This is a genomic window from Gaoshiqia sp. US2, from assembly GCF_059705485.1.
This window is the reverse complement of sequence record NZ_AP048550.1, coordinates 2,079,449-2,098,696: the sequence shown is the minus strand read 5'-3', so window position 1 is coordinate 2,098,696 and position 19,248 is coordinate 2,079,449. Positions and strand designations below refer to the sequence as shown.

The 19,248-nt window shown below is 46.4% G+C and carries 14 protein-coding genes; 2 read left to right on the top strand and 12 right to left on the bottom strand.

Annotated features, from left to right (window positions below):
• Positions 1-5: 5 nt before the first annotated feature.
• Both AC6H3C_RS08290 and AC6H3C_RS08285 read right to left on the bottom strand, forming a co-directional pair.
• Entirely contained in the window at positions 6-1,265 is a 1,260-nt protein-coding gene (locus tag AC6H3C_RS08290) for an MFS transporter (protein ID WP_497520272.1), read from the bottom strand.
• Positions 1,266-1,272: 7 nt separating this feature from the next.
• Positions 1,273-3,972: a glycoside hydrolase family 2 protein gene (locus tag AC6H3C_RS08285; RefSeq protein WP_497520271.1), complete on the bottom strand. Its 2,700-nt coding sequence runs from the start codon at positions 3,970-3,972 to the stop codon at positions 1,273-1,275.
• A gap of 304 nt (positions 3,973-4,276) precedes the next feature.
• Here AC6H3C_RS08285 and AC6H3C_RS08280 point away from each other — a divergent pair, with 304 nt between their 5' ends.
• A complete protein-coding gene (locus tag AC6H3C_RS08280) occupies positions 4,277-6,310 on the top strand; it encodes a tetratricopeptide repeat protein (RefSeq protein ID WP_497520270.1) in 2,034 nt (677 codons plus the stop codon).
• Here AC6H3C_RS08280 and AC6H3C_RS08275 read toward each other — a convergent pair whose 3' ends face one another.
• Together AC6H3C_RS08275 and AC6H3C_RS08270 are read right to left on the bottom strand one after the other, a co-directional pair.
• Positions 6,311-6,865, bottom strand: coding sequence for a DJ-1 family glyoxalase III (locus AC6H3C_RS08275; protein WP_497520269.1), 555 nt, complete (start codon positions 6,863-6,865; stop codon positions 6,311-6,313).
• Between the two features lie 105 nt (positions 6,866-6,970).
• Complete coding sequence (locus tag AC6H3C_RS08270; RefSeq protein WP_497520267.1) at positions 6,971-7,477, bottom strand: RNA polymerase sigma factor; 507 nt, start codon at positions 7,475-7,477, stop codon at positions 6,971-6,973.
• 329 nt (positions 7,478-7,806) lie between these two features.
• Between AC6H3C_RS08270 and AC6H3C_RS08265 the strand changes: the two genes are divergently transcribed.
• On the top strand, positions 7,807-9,864 hold the full coding sequence (locus AC6H3C_RS08265; protein WP_497520266.1) for a TonB-dependent receptor plug domain-containing protein: 2,058 nt from the start codon (positions 7,807-7,809) through the stop codon (positions 9,862-9,864).
• 60 nt (positions 9,865-9,924) lie between these two features.
• Here the strand turns inward: AC6H3C_RS08265 and AC6H3C_RS08260 are convergent, their stop codons facing one another.
• The 8 genes from AC6H3C_RS08260 to AC6H3C_RS08225 all read right to left on the bottom strand — a co-directional run bounded on the left by AC6H3C_RS08260 (position 9,925) and on the right by AC6H3C_RS08225 (position 19,192).
• Positions 9,925-11,055 (bottom strand): THUMP domain-containing class I SAM-dependent RNA methyltransferase, encoded by a 1,131-nt coding sequence (locus tag AC6H3C_RS08260; RefSeq protein ID WP_497520265.1) that lies wholly within the window; start codon positions 11,053-11,055, stop codon positions 9,925-9,927.
• A gap of 12 nt (positions 11,056-11,067) precedes the next feature.
• The gene (gene epsC, locus AC6H3C_RS08255; RefSeq protein ID WP_497520264.1) at positions 11,068-11,997 is read right to left on the bottom strand and encodes a serine O-acetyltransferase EpsC; all 930 of its coding nucleotides are present in this window, start codon (positions 11,995-11,997) and stop codon (positions 11,068-11,070) included.
• Positions 11,987-12,925: a cysteine synthase A gene (cysK, locus tag AC6H3C_RS08250; RefSeq protein ID WP_497520262.1), complete on the bottom strand. Its 939-nt coding sequence runs from the start codon at positions 12,923-12,925 to the stop codon at positions 11,987-11,989. Before cysK ends, epsC begins: the two co-directional genes overlap by 11 nt.
• 97 nt (positions 12,926-13,022) lie before the next feature.
• Positions 13,023-13,538 carry an AAA family ATPase gene (locus AC6H3C_RS08245; protein ID WP_497520261.1) on the bottom strand — a complete coding sequence of 172 codons (516 nt, stop codon included), beginning with the start codon at positions 13,536-13,538 and terminating at the stop codon, positions 13,023-13,025.
• A 42-nt stretch (positions 13,539-13,580) separates the two neighbouring features.
• A complete protein-coding gene (gene pnuC / locus AC6H3C_RS08240; RefSeq protein WP_497520260.1) occupies positions 13,581-14,201 on the bottom strand; it encodes a nicotinamide riboside transporter PnuC in 621 nt (206 codons plus the stop codon).
• Positions 14,202-14,205: 4 nt separating this feature from the next.
• A complete protein-coding gene (locus AC6H3C_RS08235) occupies positions 14,206-15,819 on the bottom strand; it encodes a S41 family peptidase (protein ID WP_497520259.1) in 1,614 nt (537 codons plus the stop codon).
• A 144-nt stretch (positions 15,820-15,963) separates the two neighbouring features.
• Positions 15,964-17,493 (bottom strand): glutamine-hydrolyzing GMP synthase, encoded by a 1,530-nt coding sequence (gene guaA, locus AC6H3C_RS08230; RefSeq protein ID WP_497520258.1) that lies wholly within the window; start codon positions 17,491-17,493, stop codon positions 15,964-15,966.
• 97 nt (positions 17,494-17,590) lie between these two features.
• The gene (locus AC6H3C_RS08225; protein WP_497520257.1) at positions 17,591-19,192 is read right to left on the bottom strand and encodes a CotH kinase family protein; all 1,602 of its coding nucleotides are present in this window, start codon (positions 19,190-19,192) and stop codon (positions 17,591-17,593) included.
• Positions 19,193-19,248 lie beyond the last annotated feature (56 nt).

Here is a 19,248-nt window from a genome sequence, read left to right as displayed (position 1 = left end):
TTAGTCTAATTATTGATTTTTTTCAAACTGACGGTTTTATTATTAATCAGTGGTTTAGCCCAAAAACCAATGCTGAAAATAAAACCGAGCGTCAGGTAAATAAAAGTCATTCCGCCCCGGAGTCCGATGAGATCGCCAAGGGCTCCAATGATTAAAGGAACAATGGCGCCGCCAATAATACCGGAACACAGGATCCCGGAGAAAGCGCCATGATTTTCATTCACGGAATTCAGGGCAAGTGAGAAGATGACCGACCACATTACCGAAGCAAAGAAGCCAACGGCAGGGAAAGCCCACAAGGCCACCTGGGCCGGCCCAAAAAGCCCGGCGGTCAAACTGATGATCGCCGCGCCGGAGAAAAGTTTCAACACCAACTTACTGTCCAGAAACTTCAATAAGATCAGACCCAAAAGACACCCGACCGTAAGCAATCCCCAGAACAACGAAATGGCATCGGCCCCTTCGAGGCGCGGGTCAAAACCATGATACTCGTATAAAAACTGAGAGGTCCAGTTGGCAACCCCCTGTTCGGTTCCCACGTAGGCCAGTATGCCAACAAAAAAGAGGATCACCGTTTTATTTTTGAATAAGTCAACATGCTTCGACCAGGCCCCTGCTTTTTCTGTTTCCGAAAGTTTTACTTCGGGAAGTTTAACCGCCACCATCAGCACGACCATAACCAGCGAGATGAGTGCGAAAATCCAGTACAGCGACACCCAGGGTAAGCCGGAAGGCACAAGCCCGTGAAGTGTCCGGATCAACAGGTTGAAGTTTCCGGTTTCTGAATATTTTTCCAGGTTCAGTACCAGATACGAAAACAGTTGCGGACTAAGAAACGATGCCATACCAAAGGCAAGCTGTGCCATCACCGAATTAAAGGCAAAATGTTCTTCGCCACCGGCAACGCGCAACAACGGGTTGATCGCCACTTGCAGCATGGCCATTCCCGATCCGATCATAAAAAGCGAGAGCATCGCCACCGGAAAGGAAGGAAGCACCGAAAACAGCAATGCGCCCAGAAAAGAAACCCCAAAAGCCGATACCATAATCCGTTTTTCGCTGAACTTTTCGATGACAATACCCGAGGGAATGGAGAAAACCCCGTAGGCAATAAAAAATGAAAAAGGCAGAAATGCCGCCATTGCTTTGCTCACTTCAAAATCCTTGATAATATCAGGGATCAGTGGTCCTAAAATATTGGTAAGAAATGAAATGATAAAGAACACAAACATGATCAGTACGACCACAAAATAGTTTCTTTTCATCTGTCAATTAGTTTAAAGTGATTTTCTCCACATTCCATCCTCTAACTTCAATGATGGGTTTTTCACCGTCGAAATCAGAAAGGAAGTAAGCGGCATCGAAAACGCGTTCTTCTCCGGGCAAAAGGGTCACGTAATTGTCGTCCCAGTAAACAGGTAGCACCGGCAGGCCGGTTTGCGGGTCAAGCAGGTCAAAAAAGTTAAAGAAGGCGATGGTCGCCGAAGGATTTTTAACTGTCAGCGAAACCTTCCCAAACTGATCTTCTTTCGAAAACCGGTAGTCAAACGTTAGCTTGACTTTTGGCAAACGGTCAAGCGCCGTAAAATCAGCAAATTGATTAGTCGGCGTATAAAACGGCCACGATAATTTTTTGGACGCTTCATAATCCAAAACATCTTTTTTTACCGATAACCAATAAATGCTGTTATCCACTTCGCGCCCGCCTTTTTCAAACACATTCAGGGCCAGAAAATACACCGGTGTGAGGTTTTTAATTTCAGGAAGTTTGTAAATGAACTTCGAAATATTGGAAGAAATACCTCCTTCCCACTGATCGGCAAAAATTTCGTTGGAATGAATATCCAAGATCCTGATTTTAACCGTTAACCCGGTTTGATCCTGCAAATCTTCGTTGGCCAGGTAAATATCGTCGAATCCGTAGCGGTAAATCGCGTGGACCGGGGTGCAGGCTTTCCTCACCCCGTAAAAAGAGCCGTTCGGTTGCAGGTAAGTATCGTACAACTGCCAGATCAGTTCGGGCCAGGCCGAGTTCAGCTTCCACTGCACCAGTCCGGTGCTTTTGGGTTTATGGGCTACAAAAGCTTCAAACATCGGGCGCATGATCTCGTAGTTGTTCACCTGCGCTTTAAACGAAAACTCTTCGACATTGGATGATTTTCCATATCGTTGGTCAATGGCGGCACGGTCGCGGTCGAGGCTCGTAAACTCGTTTCTGCCGGTGTGGTATTCCCAGTATGTTTTATCGATCGGCCATAAACTTTCTTCAGGAAGCATTTTGCGCAGCGAGGCCACGGGCGGAATACTGGCTCCCGGGCAGGTTTCGGTATTGAAGCCCCACGCACCGCCCAGAATCGTGTCGGTAAACCAGTAATGCGGGGGTGTCCAGGCGTAAGGTCCCATCATTTTCATTCCGGTTGGGCCGCTGATGTCACTCACCAGGGGAACTTCCGCCACCACATTGTTGTTTTCGGTTCCGGCCCCGCCTGCCGATGTGATGTAACTGCGCGAGGGATCGTACTGTTTGAACAGTTCGATGTATTTTCGTTCCAGATCGGGATGGGGAAGTTTGTCGCTGCCCAGCATCCAAACATAAATGCTGGGATGATTCCGCAGCCACAGCATCTGGTCTTTCCACGATTCGGCCAATAAATCAATATCTTCGGGGGTGACAGCGCCTCCGTATTTTTCGTGCGTGGGCTTCAACAAGTATTCTTCCCACTCCCAATGGCAGTTGTAGCCAATCATGACCAGGATTCCATACTCATCGCACAAATCATACAAGGTTTCGTCTTTCCCCCAAAAACCTTCGCAACGAATGCTGTTCAGGTTCATGTGCCTGACGTACCGCAACTGGGCTTCAACCGATTGACGGGTATCCTGAAGCAACACATCATCCGTCCAGCCGCCGCCTTTCAGCAAAACAAATTTGCCGTTAATTTCGAAGGCCCGGTTTTTATTTTCATCCAGGTAGCTTCGGATTTCGTGAATTCCATATGGTTTCTCAACCTGATCGATCACTTTGTTGCCGGTCAAAAACTCAGTGTTCAACCGGTACATGCTGGGTTCGCCCATTCCATTGGGCCACCAAAGTTTCACGTTTGTCACCGCAAGCTGTTTAAACTCCTCTGGTGTAAACCGGCACGATAAGGTTTCGCCGGGTTGAAGACTTACTTTTTTTTCAACTACACCCAATTCGTAATCAACCCGCACGGTTCCCGTCACCGCTTTACCGGTATGGTTCTCCACTTCGGTTTGAATGAATAGTTGGGCGGCGTCTTTGGATTCGGTGTTCACTTTGGCATAAACAAAAGGACTCCGTATTTTAATTCCTTCATTCACCTCAAGAAATACTTCCCGAAATATCCCCAGGTTCCGATCACGCGGGAGCGGGTTCCAGTCGACAAAGCCAATCGAATACTCTCCGTCTTCGTGCTGCCACATTTTCAGGGCCAGCGTATTTTCCCCTTCCCTGACGAAGTCGTTAACGGGAAAGGTGAACATCCGGTAAGTCCCGGAAAAACTGTCTTTTCCGGCTACTTTCAGGCCATTGATCCATAAATCGGCGCGATAGTTTATTCCGTTAAAACGAAGCGATATATTTTTCCGAAGGTCACCGGCACTCAAATGAAATGTTGTCCTGAACCACCAAGGTTGTTTAAACTGTTCCGGATCAATATCCTGCATATTAATCCCAAAGTACGGATCCTCAATCACGCCGGTTGTAGCCATGCTGCCCAGCACCGTTCCGGGGACAATGGCTTCGTACCAGGATGCCGCGTCAAATTCATTTTCTGAAATCGATTTTTCTTCCGTCCCGCTTAACTGGTCTTCAGGCTGCATTTTCCATCCCGTCGATAAGGACTCAACCCGATACTCCGGCTGATGTTCGCGATTATCGCAACCAATAAAAAGAATGGAATTCGTAACCAGGAACAGAAAGGCGGTAAATATGGAAGGTAGTTTTTTCATATCCATAAGTATAAAATTCGAGGTTTAAAACACTTAGCCATAAACAAAGAAAAACCATTACGAATAAAAAAACTTCTGGTATTTTATTCATTTTGCACTTTATTTTAACCCAACACCCAGCAAATTAATTATATTTCTCTCAAAACGGTTAAAATTCTTTGACAAAAATGGATCATCCGTCACGTTGAAAAATAAAACCAACCTAAATTCTACTTTCTTTTCGGTTCAATCCGCAGCTTCACCTCAAAAAAAGCAATCGGGTTTTCGAATAAATTCAACATCTTTGTAATGATGCAATGTGCCTATGAAAAGAATTATACTGTTGTATCTGATTTTTGTTCACTTCAACCTCTTTGCGCAGCAGAATGTTGACAGCCTAAAAGCAGTTTTACCTGAACTTCAGGGTGAAGCTAAGGCAGCGGTATTGAATCAGCTCTCATTCATGTTATACCAGTCAGACAGCGCCCAATCCATGAAATTTGCCAGGCAGGCCTTATCGCTGGGACAAAGCATTCCCAACCGCGAAATCTCGGCCAACGCGTATTCAAACCTGGCCGAATGTTATTATTACCACGACCAATACGGGCAGGCTCTTCATTATTACACAGAAGCCCTGCCCATTTATTCCGAACTGGGGAACAACGAACGCATGGGGGACACCTATAATTCAATTGGCTTGGTTCATTATTACAAAGGTGAATACGATTTGGCCGTTGAAAACCAGCTTGCAGCGCTCAAATGCCTGGAAAATGTTTCGGACAGGCACGAATTGGCCCATGTTTATTCCAACATGGGAATGGTGTATTCACGGCTGGGGTATTACGAGGTATCCATCGAGAACTACCGGAAAGCATCTGTCATTAACCGGGAAATCAACGACCTGTACAGTATTGCGGTCAACCACAACGGAATGGGCGTAGGATATTATAACCTGGGGCAGCTGGATTCGTCGAAGGTAAACTACGGCAGGTCTCTTCAAATTTTCAGGCAGCTGGACGACAAACGCAGGATAGCGATTGCTCTGAACAACATCGCCAATATCTATGTCGATGAAGGAGACAGCCTGCAACAGGCGCTGAGCTATTACGAAGAGGCCTATACCGTATTTGACGAACTGAAAGATGTCAGAAACAAAACCTTTGTCCTGGAAGGCACGGGCTGCGTTTACCGGGCTATGGGAAACCTGAATAAAGCGTTGCAGGTATTCCGCGAAGGTTTGAATATGGCCATCGCCAATAAACTCGGGCATTTCATCCGCCAACGATACTACGAAGACCTGTCGGTCACCTACGAAATGCTGGGCCGGACGCGGGAGGCTTTTGACGCTTACCGGCAGCACATTGTTTATCGCGACAGCATGAGGCAGGAGAATCAACTCCAGCAGATAGCCGTACTGGAAAAGAAATTCGAAATCGAGAAAAAAGAAGCAGAGATCGCTCATCTCAACTCAGAACGGGAGATTGCTCACTTGCAAATTCAAAAAGACAAAGTAATCCGTCTGTTTGGCATCGTAGTCATTCTGCTGCTGATGGTGGTGATCGTTTATATCTCATTCAGCAACTACAACAAAAAGAAGGTCAATATCTTACTGAACCAGAAGAACAAGCAGATTGAAACACAAAAAAATGAGCTTGAAATCATGAATGTTTCAAAGAATAAACTCTTCTCCATTATTGCCCACGATTTAAAAAATCCCCTGCACACCATAATGGGCTATTCGTACCTGTTGAATCAGGAGTATGACCGGTTTAACGATACGGAACGGAAGAAGTATGCCGGAGACATCTACCAGGCAACCAATAACCTGTTTCGCCTGTTGCAAAATTTACTGGACTGGAGCCGTTCTCAAACCGGAAGGATACAATACGAGCCGGTTCGGATAGAGTTAAGTGAGATATACGACCGGATCCACAGTCTGATGAAACCGGTGGCCGAACAAAAAAGCATCCGGCTTGAGACGGATATTCCCGACAACCTGTTTGTTTACGCCGACCCCATGATGGTGGGCACCATACTTCGCAACCTGATCAATAATGCCATCAAATTCTCAAACGAAGGCTCCGCTGTAAAAACAGTGATCAGCTATCAGGAAACAGATATCACTGTTTGCGTAAAAGATGAAGGGATCGGGATGAGCGAACGGGAGCTTCAAAATCTGTTCAGCATCGATCCCAAGGTAAAGCGAAGGGGAACAAACAACGAAGACGGCTCTGGCTTAGGCTTAATCCTCTGTCACGAATTTGTCCAGATTAACGGGGGTAAAATCTGGGCATTAAGTGAAGAAGGAAAAGGAAGTACTTTTTGTTTTACCATTCCGCTCGGTAAAAATCCATCGTGATTACCTGGTTTGTACCAGCATTGCCCCGGCCAGTTGATCGGCCTTTTGTTTACCGGCAAGCATTTCGACAATTTGCAGGGCAAAGTTTAACGCTGCCCCTACCCCTCGCCCGGTCACGATGTTTTTATCCACCAGGGTCGGTTGATTTTTCACCGTCGCACCAATCAGTTCTTTTTCAAAACCCGGGTAACACACCGCCTGTTTCCCCTTAAGCAGATTCAAATGTCCCAAAACCAGGGGGGCGGCACAGATCGCTCCAAGCGGTTTCCCCTGTTCGTTAAATTCTAAAATCTGAGCCCGCAAGCCTTCATGCTGATCCAGATTCTTCGCCCCGGGCATACCGCCGGGCAACACAATCATATCAACCTGCTTATAGTCAGTCTCCGAAAAAAGTTTGTCGGCCACCACCGGGATTTGGTGAGAACCGCTAACCGTTTTTTCCTCATTCATCGAAACCATAACAACTTCCATTCCGGCCCTCCTAAGCACATCAATAATCGTGATCGCTTCAATTTCCTCGAAGCCGGTTGCCAAATGAACTGCTATTTTTTTCATGTTATCCCGATTTTTTGTTCCATACAAGTATAAACACAAAAAAAGTGATTCGCAACGCGAACCACTTTTGTACCCGATATGATCAAATCTATTTAAAACTCACGCTTAATTAGCGTAATCTTTTAATGCCTTTTCCAGTTTCTTGCGGGTGAAAAAGATACGACTCTTTACCGTTCCTAAGGGCAAATTCAAATGCTCTGCAATTTCTTTGTACTTATAACCATCCAAAAACATGGTAAACGGCACTTTGTATTCATCTTCAAGCGCATGAATATTTTTCAAAATTTCTTTTGAACTGAAAAATGAATCCGGAGAAGGATAAATTTTGTCTTTTGAAAACTTTAAGTGAAAATCGTTGTTCGACCCGTCAAACGTATTTTTAGCTTTTACGTTTCTCCGGTAGTTATTGATGAATGTGTTTTTCATGATCGTGTAAATCCACGCCTTGAAGTTTGTATTTTGGGCAAATTTGTCACGATACGTCAACGCTTTCAGAAAAGTTTCCTGCAATAAGTCCTGTGCTTTTTCCTGATCAGACGTCAGGCTCAGCGCGTAATAAAGTAATTTATCCTGCAAGCTGAGCAGCGCGTTATTAAACTGTAGTTGTGTCATGGCAGCGATTTTTTTGTTTAGAACAAATATAAATAAGGATCGGTTCTTAAAAAAGAATTTCAGGTCTTTTATTATTCGATTTTATTTATCATGAATAAATAAAATTGATGAACCCGAATTATTCACGGCTTTGAGGTGTTACGGGGTTTACATAAAATTGTTCACCTATGACCATATGTTCTCAAACAAGACAAAATTGGATTCTTCGTATTTCAAAATCGTTGAATTTTTAGTATTTTAAAAAGAAGGGCTCTTTTCATCCGCTTTAAACTTCATCCAAATAATTCCTTACATTTACGCCCGTCTTTTTTTAGATCAATTTATTTTTAATGAAAAAATGTAATTACAACCCAAAACGGGCTGAAGTGATTACATTCAAACAATGGGGAGGACATGGATATTCATTGTTCCGGGCATTAAAAAGAAAAGTCCGTATCGCCGTACTGGCGGTGGCTTATCTTACAGTTGCCCTGCCCGATGAAACCTTTGCACAAACCACCGGTTTGGATGTAAACATGGAGTATGATCTTGATGAGATCGAGGTCAGCGCCCAGAGAGCACCTGTCAGTTATTCGCAGGTGGCACGGATTGTATCCGTGATTGAACGTGAACAAATTGAGGCGGCCCCCGCCGGCAGTATTCAGGACCTCCTGGAATATGCCTTAGGTGTCGACATCCGGCAACGAGGGACCTACGGTATCCAGGCTGACGTTTCGGTCAGAGGCGGTTCGTTCGACCAAACCCTCATTCTCCTCAACGGGATCAATCTTTCCGATCCGCAAACCGGCCACCACAACCTGAATTTGCCGGTTAGTTTAAAAAGTATCAAACGTATCGAAATCTTAAACGGTCCATCGGCCCGTGTTTATGGTCCCAATGCTTTTTCGGGCGCCATCAACATTGTGACCGACACCGATGATGCCAATGCTTTGGAAATGGACGTAGCTTTTGGAGAACACGGGCTGCGGGATCTCAATGTTTCAGGTAAGCTCAGGCAGGGAAAAATGAACAGTTTTATCGCTGTGAACCAGACCGCCTCGTCGGGATACCTGGAAAACACCGATTTTGAGACCTACAACATTTTTTACCACGGGAAGCTTCAAACGTCTCCCGGTAAACTGGATGTTCAAATCGGTCATTCAAACAAAGCATTCGGGGCAAACAGTTTTTACACCCCGAGGTTCCCCAACCAGTTTGAGGAAACCAGAACGACCTTTGCTTCGGTAAAAATGGAAACCGGCGACAAACTGCATATCACGCCGGCCCTGTATTGGCGACGCCACCACGACCGCTTTGAGCTTTTCCGCGACAACCCGGCGAGCTGGTACACGGGACACAATTATCACATGACCGATGTATATAGCGCCAACCTGAACAGCTGGTTCAGCAGCCATTTGGGAAAAACGGCTTTGGGCGCCGAATTCCGGTCCGAAAACATCTGGAGCAACGTTCTGGGCGAACCCATGGACGAACCGCTTGATGTGCCCGGAGAAAAAGGCAGGCAGTTCACCCGGTCGCATTCGCGTACCACCGTATCGTATTTTGCCGAACACACCTTTTACATACAACGGTTCACCGCCTCGGCAGGAGTGATGGCCAACTGGATTTCGGATTTGAATTTCGACTGGAACGTTTACCCGGGCATCGATATGAGCTATCAACTGACCGATCAGCTGAAAGCCTATGCTTCCCTGAACAAATCGCTGCGGATGCCAACCTATACCGACCTGTATTACAGCGGACCAAACAACCAGGGAAATCCCAACCTGAAACCCGAAAAATCAACTACCGCCGAAGGTGGATTGAAATTCAGAAACAACTGGTTAACAGCCCAGTCTCTTTATTACCACCGTGTTGGAAAAGACCTGATTGACTGGGTCAGGGAAAGCGAAGACTATAACTGGGAAACCCGCAACCTGACCAAAATTATTTCCGACGGTATTGAACTGGCTGCCGAGCTGAACCTGAACCGCTTAACCGGCCGGAAGTTCTTTATCCGCAACCTTGGCGCCAACTATTCCTACAATAAACTGGATAAGGGTGAAAGCAATTACCTGTCGAATTATGTTCTGGACAACTTGAAGCACAAACTGGTATTTAACCTCGACCATTCGGTATGGAGAAATATTCATGCTTCCTGGAAGCTGCGTTATCAGGACAGAAATGGAAACTACGAGCGCTTTGAGGATACGCAAAGTGTTGGCATGACTGCCTACAAACCATTCTGGCTGACCGACCTGAAGGTTTATTACAAAAAAGACGCTACCTCGATTTACCTGACAGTCAGCAACCTGTTTGATCAATCGTATGTTGATATCGGGAATCTGGCTCAGCCGGGCCGGTGGATCAGCGTCGGATTTAAATACCAGCTTGATTTTAACCGGTAAAAAATACATTTTAAAAAAAGGGAAGGCGCTCCGGTGGAACGCCTTCCCTCTCTTCTCACCTTACTTGCGCGAACCTTTGTAAAGCTCGTATTTTCGAAAGCTACAGGCTAAGGCCCCGTTAAACAGGGGAATTTTTTTCGCGGGTTTTAATCCAATTGATTTCAGACATTCATTCGTGCTGATGATCCAGACCTCGGTATCCGGATAATGGTGTTTCAACCGTTCGCCGATCATGGAATAAAAAGATTCATCACCTGCCTCAATTCGCTCGCCGTATGGCGGGTTGAACAGGAGGAAATTTGAATCATCTTTCTTTTCAAGAGAACGAAAATCGGCAATTTCGAGTTTCACCAGGTCCCCCACCCCGGTCTTTTCGGCATTCCGGGAGGCCAGATCAATGTATTTCCGTGAAAGATCAAACCCGTAAAGCTTAAAATTAACCGGCTCATGGACGACTTCTGATTCGATTTTCTCAAACAACGTCTGATCAAAATCGTTCCAATTCTGAAAAGCATACTTTCGGCCCAACTCACCGGGCAGTATGTTTTTGGCCAGCATGGCCGCTTCAATCACAATGGTTCCCGATCCGCACATCGGGTCGGTCAGCGGCTCTTTCCCGCTCCATCCCGCCAGTTTAAGCATACCGGCAGCCAGCACTTCGCTGATCGGCGCCTCGTGGTTACCGGTGCGGTATCCCCGTTTATGCAGCGATTCGCCGCTGCTGTCGAGCGAAACAGTACATTCATTACTGGCAATATGAAGATTGATCAATACCTGGGGAGAATTTGTATCCACCGAAGGACGCTTGTTGAGCGCCCGTCGAAAGCGGTCGACCACGGCATCTTTTAGTTTTAAAGAAGCGAACATCGAATTCCGGAACAGTTCGCTGAACACATTGCTTTGTACCGCAAATGTCTTATCAGGTGAGAAATAATCTTCCCACCTGATTTTTGACGCTTGATGGTAAAGGTCGTCGGCTTTATGTATTTTAAATGTCCTTAAAGGAACCAGAATTTTTAATGCTGTTCGCAGCGAATAATTGGCCCGGTAAACCAAATCCAGTTCACCCGAGAAATAAACAGCCCGGCGGGCCACCTGAACTTCGTCGGCATTCAGGCTAAGCAATTCCTGGGCCAGCACCTCTTCCAGTCCGGCATAGGTGGTCGCTACCAGTTGATTTTTTTCCGTCATCTTTTTAAGAAATTAAATGCCTGCACCGTCACGAAACGAAGTTTCACGGGCCTTAAACTGTACAATTTTGGAGTCGGGAGGTACATTATTGGTCACCCAAACGTTGCCCCCGATCACCGAATTTTTACCAATGCGAATCCTGCCCAGGATCGTGGCCTGTGCGTAGATAATCACGTTATCTTCCACAATCGGATGACGTGGCACCCCTTTAATCGGGTTACCCTGCTCATCCAGCGGAAAGCTTTTGGCTCCCAAAGTGACCCCCTGGTACAGCTTCACGTTGTTCCCGATGATACAGGTCGAACCAACCACCACGCCGGTTCCGTGGTCAATGGTAAACGATTCGCCAATTTGGGCTTTGGGATGAATGTCAATCCCGGTTTCGGAATGGGCCATTTCACCGATAATACGCGGAATCAGCGGAACTCCCAGCTCGAGCAAACGGTGAGCAATGCGGTAGTTTGAGATGGCCCGGATGGCGGGATAGCAAAAGATGACCTCGCTGCGGCTTTTGGCTGCCGGATCGCCCAGGAACGCGGCCTCCACATCGGTCACCAGCAAGCGGCGTATCTCGGGAAGGTAGGATATAAAATCGGATGCCAGGCCCTGCGCAAACCGCTGCCGTTCCTGCATATCGAATGTTTTCGGGTCGTCGCAGGTAAAGCACAGACCTGCCATGATTTGTTCGGACAACAGTTCAAACAATTCATCCACATAAACCCCCATATAGTGGCGAATCGCATCCTGACGTAAACTGGTGTTGCCAAAATAGCCGGGAAATAAAATTTCGCGCGACATGTTAACAATCCTGGTCAATTTTTCCGTTGAAGGGATCGGTTCTCCAAGACGGTGCTCGTGGCAAACCATACTGTAGGTTGCCGCATCAGCCAGCTGATCAACAGCCCGGTTGATTTTACTGATTATGATATGATCAAATTGCATTTTTCTCGTCATTAAATAAGGTGGTACTTAAATAGCGTTCGCCCGTATCACAGATCACAACAACCAGGTGTTTGCCGTTGTTCTCTTCACGTTTGGCGATTTGCAGGGCCGCATACACATTGGCGCCGGAAGAGATCCCGCAAAAAATTCCCTCTTCTTTTGCCAATACGCGAGCCTGTTCAAAGGCCACGTCATCCTCAACCGGAAAAATCTCGTCGTAGATCTCTGTATTCAGAATTTTCGGGATAAACCCCGGACCAATTCCCTGTATTTTATGCGGCCCGGCTCCTTTGCCCGACAGCACGGCAGAACCTTCAGGTTCGACAACTACGCTGTAAAGAGCTGGTTTTTTATGCTTTAGCGCTTCCGAAACACCGGTAATGGTTCCACCCGTACCGGCGCCCGCCACAAAAATATCAATCAGCCCGTCGGTATCCGCCCAGATTTCCTCGGCCGTGGTGATACGGTGCATTTCAACATTCGACGGATTTTCGAATTGCATGGGTACGAAGGAGTTTTCAATCGTTTGAGCCAATTCTTCAGTCCGGGCGATGGCTTCTTTCATCCCGCCTTTAGCCGAAGTCAGCACCAACCCGGCCCCGTATGCTTTCAGGATCAGCCGGCGCTCAACCGAAACACTTTCGGGCATAACAATCAGCAATTTGTATCCACGAACGGCGCAAACCAGCGCCAGCCCAATTCCGGTATTTCCACTGGTAGGTTCAATAATAACCGTATCCGGCCTGATTAAACCTTTCAGCTCGGCAGCTCTGATCATCGCCAGGGCTAAACGGTCTTTGACCGAACCGCCTGGGTTTTGGGATTCTAACTTGGCATAAACATGCGCGCAACAACCGGTTGTAACCCGGTTCAGCTTAACCATTGGCGTTCGGCCAATCAGTTGGGTGATATCAGAAGCTATATTCATTGTTCCACAGTTTCGTAAAACACTAACAAAAGTCATCTTTTTCTATCTGAAATACAAGTCAGCCGGGCCCTAAATTCCTTTAACGACCCGATTAATTTCAAAGAATGGATTTCACCGCCTTAACAGCATTCAAAACGCGCTCCCCTCCCAATCCTCCGATTTCGACAAACGGGAACCCGCGATTAATCAGTTCCTGTTTGTAGATTTGAAATAATTGTTCCCGCTCAGCGCCGCCATGCTCGCGAAGCGGATCGGGCTCCCAGGGAAGATCGGGTTTACAAAGCAGGTACAAATCAACCGGATTCTCGCTAATGGCCTGTTCGAGCCAATCGGGTAACTGTTTGTAAGCCCATTCAAACCAAACTTTGGTGATGATCAGCCAGGTATCAAAAAAGACCAGCTCTTCGGAAGAATTCCGGGCTTCATGATACTGCCGGAGCTGAACCCGGGCAATCTCAACCACATCATCCCAGGTATAACGGGATCCTTTGGCGGCCAGGTACTCGCGGGCATATTCCTGATAGGAAGCCGCTTTAAAATACACGGATAATTCGTTGGTAAGCGTACTCTTCGCTGTCGATTCGGGGCCGGTGATCACTATTATTTTCTTCATTCATTTTTAAATTACCTGGTATACGCTGTTTCTGATCAGATTTTAAACACAGCTAACCAAGCCGGTTTTGCTTGTTTTCAACAGATTTTTTCTCCAACTGATATAACCCAAAGCAGCCATGACGGTGTACACGACAAATAAAATCGTAGTGGGCCACAAGCCTTTAAGTGCGTACAAAACGGCTGAAAGGAAATCGACAAAAATCCAGACTAACCAGTGTTCAAGGTATTTCCGGGCAAGCATCCAGGTCGCTACCAGGCTGAGCGCAGTGGTCAGTGCATCGCCGTTCGGGATGGGCGAATCGGTATAATTTTTCAGAATAAAAACAATTATCAGAAAAAACAAAAGGGAAGCCAATGCCAGGGCTATCCAAAGTTTTCGTGGCGTAAAGCTCACCTGCAGGCGCGTTTTCCTGTCAGGACTTCCTTTCAACCAAAAATACCAGCCATAGATACTTACAATAACATAATAGACCTGCAAGGCCATATCGGCATAAAACTTCGACACAAAGAATACATACACGTACAAGGCAGAAGTGATCAGTCCAATTGGCCAGGTCAGTATATTTTGCCTGATTGACAAGATGATATACACCAGCCCGAGTACCGAGCCCAGTACCTCAATGTAATTAGCTTCCAGCCAATTTAGGATCATATCAGTCATGTCATTACTTTTCTACCAGGAGCTTATCGTATTCCGAGTTATTTACCAGCACCTCAAGCGCTTTTTCAATTATTTTTTCATCCTGGTTGATAATCTGATAATAGTATCCGGAGCCGTACATACTGCGTGCCAGGATAGCCTTCGCCTGCTTTTTAATGATGGGCCGGGCAAATTCGAGGCTTTCCGTATTTTTTTCGACTTTTTCTTTATCTGCCTCGGCCACCATCGTGGTGATCAAGTCATCCGACACAACAAATTTATCTTTAAACGATTTAAATTCGGGGTATTGTTTTGTTAGCTTATCCCGGTTGGCATCCAGGTAATTCAATACCACCGTATTTAAAATATTCCTGCGGACCAACTGGTTATAATACACATAATTGGCAGAAGTATCCATCGGGACGAAAATATCGGGCATCACACCACCGCCGCCGTAAACGGTTCGCTTACTCTTCAGCGTTTCGTACACTTGGGTTTGATCAAAATGAATGCTGTCTTGCGAGAAAAGCTCCCCGTTTTCAAAACGGGTCAGATAATCTTTGCGGTATTCTTCCAAGCCGTTCTGATAGGGTTTCTGTATCCCTCGTCCGCTTGGGGTATAATAATGGGCCGTGGTCAGCCTGATCATCGAACCATCGTTCAGCGGAAATGGCTGCTGGACCAGTCCTTTTCCAAACGACCGGCGACCGATGATGATCCCGCGGTCCCAATCCTGAACTGCTCCGGCCACAATTTCACTCGCCGACGCAGATCCTTCATCGATTAAAACAATCAGCTTGCCTTGTTCAAATTCGCCCAGAGCCGTTGACCGGTATTCTTTACGCTTATCATGGACTCCTTCGGTATAAACCACCAAACGCGAAGCCATCAAAAAATGATCGGCCAGCTCAATTGCCGCGGTCAGATAGCCGCCGCCGTTTCCCCGCAGATCAAGTAGCAGGTTTTTAAAGCCGGGAGTCTTTTTTAAATCTTTAATCGCCGCTAAAAATTCATCGGAGGTGGTGGCCGAAAACCGGTTTAACTTGATGTAGCCTGTTGCATCATTGATCATGTATGACGCGTCGAGGCTGTTGATCGGTATTTTATCGCGAATTATGGTAAAATCAAGCAGGTCGGCGCTTGATTTCCGCTGTACTTTCAGGCTAACCTTGGTTCCCTTATCCCCGCGAAGCATATCCATCACGTCGCTGTTTTTCAGACCAACGCCGGCAATTGGTTTCCCGTCGACCACCAAAATCCGGTCGCCGGGGAAAAGGCCTACTTTTTCAGAAGGTCCTCCAGGGATGATCGATACGACTAATAAGGTGTCTTTCATGATGTTGAATGAGATCCCAATTCCTTCGAAGCTTCCTTTCAGCGGTTCGTTCATCTTCTCCACTTCCTCTTTCGATATATAAACGGAATGAGGGTCCAGTTTTTCAAGAACCTCGTTAATGGCCACTTCGGTCAACTTATTGATATCGGTCGTATCCACATAATAGCTTTCAATCAGGCGTAATAAACGTCCGAATTTCATCATATTGGCCTGCATATCCTGTGCTTGCACCACCGGACTGAATACAAACAAACCAAAAATGAAAATTAAACTGATTCCGGTTAATTTTATTCGACTGCTCATCCTCTCACATTTTAAATTTCATGAACCGATAAAGATAAAACAATATCAGGCAGATACAAAAACCCGACCGATAATAAATGTTAACAAGAATTTGCTTGCTGAAATCCACTAAAAAAGGGAAGTCAACGACCTCCCTTTGTACCTTTATTCCCACTCGATGGTTGCGGGTGGTTTTGAGCTGATGTCGTATACGACACGGTTGATTCCGCGCACTTTGTTGATAATTTCGTTTGACATCTTAGCCAGAAACTCGTATGGCAGATGGACCCAGTCGGCTGTCATCCCGTCGGTTGACATCACCGCCCGGAGAGCGACCACGTTTTCGTAAGTACGTTCATCGCCCATGACGCCAACCGACTGAACGGGCAGCAACATCACACCGGCCTGCCACACCTGGTCGTAAAGTTTCCATTCTTTCAAACCGTTAATGAAGATCGCGTCGGCTTCCTGCAGTATCCGAACTTTTTCGGGTGTAATATCACTCAGGATTCGAATACCCAATCCGGGGCCGGGGAAGGGATGACGGCCAAGTAGTTCATCTTTGATGCCCAACGCTTTGCCAACCCGGCGCACCTCATCTTTAAACAACAGGTTCAGCGGCTCCACAACTTTCAGGTTCATTTTTTCGGGAAGGCCGCCCACGTTATGGTGCGACTTGATGGTTGCCGATGGCCCGTTCACCGAGACCGATTCAATCACGTCGGGATAAATCGTTCCTTGCGCCAACCATTTGACATCCTTTATTTTGTGAGCCTCTTCATCGAACACTTCAATGAAATCGCGGCCAATAATTTTGCGTTTTTGCTCCGGCTCGGTAATGCCTTTCAGGTCGTTCCAGAATTTCTCCCTGGCATTTACTCCAATCACATTCAAGCCCATATCCTTGTATGAGTCCAGCACGCTTTCGAATTCATTTTTCCGAAGCAGGCCGTTATCAACAAAAATACAGGTCAGGTTTTTACCGATGGCTTTATTCAGCAAAACCCCTGCGACAGACGAGTCGACCCCACCCGATAAGCCCAGTACAACCTTGTCATTTCCCAACTTTGTTTTCAATTGGGAGACGGTTGTTTCGATAAACGAATCCGGCGTCCAGTCCTGTTTACAACCACAAATATCCACGGCAAAGTTTTTCAGCAACTGTGTGCCCTCGGTGGTATGGTAAACCTCGGGATGAAACTGAATGGCATAAGTCGTTTCGCCATATATTTTATAGGCTGCATTTTTCACATCAGCCGTCGAGGCAATCACTTTATAATTTTCAGGAAGACATTCAATGGTATCGCCATGCGACATCCAAACCTGCGTATCCAGGGTCATATGCCTGAATAATTCGTTTTCCTGATCGATGTATCCCAAATTAGCCCTGCCATACTCGCGCGAGTTGGATGGCAACACCTCGCCGCCAAAAAAATGGGCCAGGTATTGTGCTCCGTAACAAACGCCCAGCAAAGGCAATTTCCCTTTAATGGCCGAAAGGTCGGGTCGGGGGGCATTCTCGTCGCGAACAGAAAAGGGGCTTCCGCTTAATATCACTCCTTTAACGCTTTGGTCAATGGAAGGGAAATGATTAAACGGGTGAATTTCGCAATAGATATTCAGTTCGCGCACCCGCCGTCCGATTAACTGCGTATATTGGGAACCGAAATCAAGGATTAGGATTTTCTCTTGCATGAATCTGTTTTTTGATGGCGCAAAGATAGAAAAATACTCCTGAGTACCGAAGCCTGAAATCCACCCGTCCCTGAATATTTACATTCATTTATCAAAATCAATACTTCACCAGCTTGCCCGAATAGTAAACGCGGTCGTTTGAAGTCAGCCGGATCAGGTAAACGCCGGCAGGCAAAATATGCAGCCCTTCAATCAGCACAGGATTGATTTGGCTGTCCAGTTCCCGCGTTATTTGAAGAGAGCCATGCAAGTTAAAAAGCTGTAAGATCAGATTTCCTGTAAATTCGTCGTTAAGCTGAACATGCAATTTCTCCCAAAACGGGTTGGGGTAAACGGATATTTCGGCCAACTCTTCTTCCACGGGCGCCACGTACAAATCGTCAATCGCTCTGTCGAGCCAGGCCAGCCTGTCTCCGATCCAGTTTTTCATCCAATTCACCTCCGACTGATAAGTAGGCCCCACATAGGCATTGGGCCAGACCCACTCGCCCAAAACGGGCCAACGCAAAAAATTACGGGTTTGGGCCTGATGAAGCAAAGCAGTCAGGCTATCAGCCACAAAAGTAATCCGTTGATCCGAAAGCTCGTGGCGGCGTAAGCTTTGCCAACGTTCTTTCAACTTACGGCGAAAGGTGTTGTCGGCAAACAAAATTTTCCACCAGAACGGATTCTGCCAGTAATCATCACCCAGGTCGGCCTGAAACTGAAAGCCTGAGGCATATTCACCCCTGTAATAGTTGGCATTCCCGTAGGCCAGGTTAAAATCCCAGATAGGCCCCAGTTTCAGCTTTTCACCCTTATCTTTATACAAAAACGTACTTAAACGGTATCCGTCAATATTTTTCGACAGCTCATTCATCAGCATATAATCAATAAAGCTGGATTCGTCGGCCAGACTCCGGAAGCCGTTTTCTCCATCCAGGTTATTATCGAATAAGGCTTTTTCTGTTTTATCGACATAGTTTCGGATGTACAGCTTTTGTTGATAGGCCATGGTCTCCGATTTGGGGTACTCGTATTGGAAATAGGTGTATTTATTGCTTTTACTGATATACTTCGAATACCATCCCTCTCCTCCGCCGCCTGTGCTTTTATCAATTTTGATGATGTAGCCCCCGCTGATCTCTTCGGCCGATATTTCCTCGGGCAACAGCCTGGCAATATCTACCCGGTTTTTATCCCGTTTAATTTTCTCCATCAGCACATATACCCCCTGATACTCATCATTCAGAAACAATTCGACATAGCGACAGCGCGGCGAATAATGCCCCAACGAAGCATCGAGCGTGAATGTCAGCACATTTCTGATCAGGGTCTTATCAGAGTATGGGGCATAGAGGATCCAATCGTTTTCTTCGGGCATATTCAGCAAGGCCTGGTTCAGATCTTCGTCGGCTTCATCTTTCAGTTCAAAACCATATGACTTTTCCGGGAACATTTGTGAAGACGAGCCACGGATTTCAATGGCAATTTTTCCGTTATAATGGTTAAAATCGTCGGAGGGTGCATTCATTTGCCCGGCACCGTTCCAGACAATCCCCATCCGGGCTTCAATTTTAGGGTCATCGGGGATATCGCATCCATCGGTATAAATGGAGACCAGCGGCAAATTTGAAGCTACGAACCCGCCGTAAGTTTGGGCGTTAATTGAAAGGGAAAGAAAAAAACAGAAAAAAGAAAAGAGTAAATTTCTTTTCATAAGCAGGTTGTTGGTTGGGTTAGTTTAGTGAAAAAAAGAGGCTGACTCAAATGAGT

What these genes read in the sequence shown, in the direction of transcription:
- AC6H3C_RS08270 (WP_497520267.1), bottom strand. Translation starts at nt 7,477, where the DNA reads ATGACACAACTACAGTTTAATAACGCGCTGCTCAGCTTGCAGGATAAA.
- pnuC (WP_497520260.1), bottom strand. Translation starts at nt 14,201, where the DNA reads ATGACTGATATGATCCTAAATTGGCTGGAAGCTAATTACATTGAGGTA.
- AC6H3C_RS08280 (WP_497520270.1), top strand. Translation starts at nt 4,277, where the DNA reads ATGAAAAGAATTATACTGTTGTATCTGATTTTTGTTCACTTCAACCTC.
- AC6H3C_RS08290 (WP_497520272.1), bottom strand. Translation starts at nt 1,265, where the DNA reads ATGAAAAGAAACTATTTTGTGGTCGTACTGATCATGTTTGTGTTCTTT.
- guaA (WP_497520258.1), bottom strand. Translation starts at nt 17,493, where the DNA reads ATGCAAGAGAAAATCCTAATCCTTGATTTCGGTTCCCAATATACGCAG.
- AC6H3C_RS08285 (WP_497520271.1), bottom strand. Translation starts at nt 3,972, where the DNA reads ATGAAAAAACTACCTTCCATATTTACCGCCTTTCTGTTCCTGGTTACG.
- epsC (WP_497520264.1), bottom strand. Translation starts at nt 11,997, where the DNA reads ATGCAATTTGATCATATCATAATCAGTAAAATCAACCGGGCTGTTGAT.
- AC6H3C_RS08235 (WP_497520259.1), bottom strand. Translation starts at nt 15,819, where the DNA reads ATGAGCAGTCGAATAAAATTAACCGGAATCAGTTTAATTTTCATTTTT.
- AC6H3C_RS08265 (WP_497520266.1), top strand. Translation starts at nt 7,807, where the DNA reads ATGAAAAAATGTAATTACAACCCAAAACGGGCTGAAGTGATTACATTC.
- AC6H3C_RS08245 (WP_497520261.1), bottom strand. Translation starts at nt 13,538, where the DNA reads ATGAAGAAAATAATAGTGATCACCGGCCCCGAATCGACAGCGAAGAGT.
- AC6H3C_RS08225 (WP_497520257.1), bottom strand. Translation starts at nt 19,192, where the DNA reads ATGAAAAGAAATTTACTCTTTTCTTTTTTCTGTTTTTTTCTTTCCCTT.
- AC6H3C_RS08260 (WP_497520265.1), bottom strand. Translation starts at nt 11,055, where the DNA reads ATGACGGAAAAAAATCAACTGGTAGCGACCACCTATGCCGGACTGGAA.
- AC6H3C_RS08275 (WP_497520269.1), bottom strand. Translation starts at nt 6,865, where the DNA reads ATGAAAAAAATAGCAGTTCATTTGGCAACCGGCTTCGAGGAAATTGAA.
- cysK (WP_497520262.1), bottom strand. Translation starts at nt 12,925, where the DNA reads ATGAATATAGCTTCTGATATCACCCAACTGATTGGCCGAACGCCAATG.